General features: G+C 43.4%; 3 protein-coding genes. All 3 read left to right on the top strand.

The window, feature by feature from the left end:
• The coding region (locus V7122_RS21110) for a DnaD domain-containing protein (RefSeq protein WP_335528864.1) at nt 1–357 on the top strand (357 nt) is incomplete at its 5' end.
• A gap of 1 nt (nt 358) precedes the next feature.
• The gene (locus V7122_RS21115) at nt 359–1,600 is read left to right on the top strand and encodes a replicative DNA helicase (protein ID WP_335347349.1); all 1,242 of its coding nucleotides are present in this window, start codon (nt 359–361) and stop codon (nt 1,598–1,600) included.
• A complete protein-coding gene (locus V7122_RS21120; protein WP_335528867.1) occupies nt 1,587–2,003 on the top strand; it encodes a hypothetical protein in 417 nt (138 codons plus the stop codon). The genes V7122_RS21115 and V7122_RS21120 overlap by 14 nt, the downstream gene beginning before the upstream one ends.
• Nucleotides 2,004–2,046: the final 43 nt, after the last annotated feature.

The following is a 2,046-nucleotide window of genomic DNA, read 5'->3' on the forward strand; positions in this document are numbered from 1 at the left end:
AAAGAAAAAGAAAAACAACTACTAAGTAGTCGGTGTGATCAGGTGTTTGATTTTTATCAACATAATTTTGGCGTACTATCGCCATTTATCACAGAAGAAATTGGAGATTCTGTAGACGAATTTGGGGAACTTCTTGTGATAGAGGCTATGAAAATATCATTATCTGTCGGTAAACGAAATTGGCGGTATACATATGGGATTTTGAAAAGGTGGCGTGACGAACGGGTGAACACGCTGGAAGATGTATGGGCGTTGGAGAAGGAGTTTGAACAGCGGAAAAAGGGTCCAGCTATGACAGAAATGAGCCCCAATGTACCAAGTATTTATCAGCATAATCCGTCAGAGGGGGAGGAGTGACATGACTGTCGAAAAAGCGCTGCTTGGCTGTATGCTGAAGGAGAATTTTTACATAGGGAATAGTGTGATCAGGCCTGAACAATTTGAAGACCATCGTCATCAAGCACTTTATAGGGAAATGCGTCTTTTGCATGAAAAAGGCAGGAGCGTGGACATCATTACGCTCACGACAACCGTGGATATGGAACCGTTCGGAGGAATCTCCTATCTTTACGATCTACAATCGTATGCCAATCCGAAAAAGTTTGATGAATATGAGCAGCTCCTTCTTGACCAATGGAAGGAGCGGGAGAAGAGAAATATTTTAACACGGGCAAAAGAGGAGGACTGGGGAATCCAGCAAGTGATTCAGACGTTACATCTCATTGATGAAGCGAGAATGGATGACCATTTGTCCATTTCAACAGCATTGGCTGATATTTATGAAGCACCATGGCAGGAAGGGAAGCAAACAAAAGGGATTCCTGCGGGGATTAAGCGTTTGGATCAAATGACGAATGGTTTTCAAGCGGGGGAGCTGACGGTCATTGCTGCTAGGCCATCCATGGGAAAAACAGATGTGATGCTCCATTTTGCGAAAGAAGCTGGCTGGCATGGGTATCTTCCCATTATTTTTTCACTCGAGATGCCTACTCAAAGCTTGGTACAAAGGTTAATCGCCTCCACAGGGGGGATCAACCGCATCAAATTACGAAACCCTTTTCAAAGTCTTAGTTTGGAGCAAAAGGAAAAATGGACGGACATTATCGGGCGTATATCCAAGACAGATATGCAGATATTTGACGGCGCCAGGCAAACAATCGCTGAGATGAGGGCGAAAACGAGAAAGCTGATTCATCAATTTCCTGAACCAAAACCGATCATCATGATTGATTATTTAACGTTAATTCGCCCAAACCAGGATTATGGCGGAAACATGCACATGCAAGTGACGGAAATTTCTCGGGAATTGAAGATGCTCGCCAAGGAAATGAACTGCCCCGTTCTCTTGCTTGCCCAATTAAATCGAGCGGTGGAGCAAAGGCAAAATAAACGACCTCTCATGTCGGACATCCGTGAATCGGGAAGTGTCGAGCAAGATGCGGACGTCATTATTTTCCTCTACCGTGATACGTACTATGATCTGGCCTCAGACCAGAAACAGCTGGAGCTGATTATCTCCAAAAACCGCAACGGCCCAGTCGGAACTGTTTTTGTAAACTATAATCAATTTACAGGGAGAATGGATGATGCCGACGATTGAAGCTCTTTATGAAGATGCCATGCGCTATGAGGAGCATGTCCTTGCTCATTACATTTTGTGCTTAATTCAAGAGGGGAAAATATCATTGGATGATGAAAATTCTGTTTTGTTTGAAGTTCAGCCTGATATGGAGAAATTGACAAACATGATTGAAAACAATCATCTTCGTTTTTGCGAGATTCATATGTATGCACTGAAGGTGGGGGAGGGGAAATGGGCTTTTATTTTTGCTGAAAGTGAAGAAGAAGCGAAAATACATTTGTGGCGAACGACGGGACGAAGGGCATTGAATTGTCGTGAAATGGCTCCGGATGAAGAGGTATTCATCGCTAATCGCTTTATAAGTTTTCGTGAATGGAAAAAGGAACATAAGGAATTTCCTTGTTTGGTTGGGTATTGCTGAAGGAAAGTGCCAGAAACGGCCGTTATGAACCTTTCATGGAACG

Origin of the sequence: Bacillus sp. JJ1532 (assembly GCF_036965085.1) — a bacterium.
GTDB lineage: Bacteria > Bacillota > Bacilli > Bacillales > Cytobacillaceae > Cytobacillus.

Excerpts from the sequence above, each read along its gene's own strand:
- V7122_RS21115 (WP_335347349.1), top strand. The coding sequence starts at position 359 with ATGACTGTCGAAAAAGCGCTGCTTGGCTGTATGCTGAAGGAGAATTTT.
- V7122_RS21120 (WP_335528867.1), top strand. The coding sequence starts at position 1,587 with ATGCCGACGATTGAAGCTCTTTATGAAGATGCCATGCGCTATGAGGAG.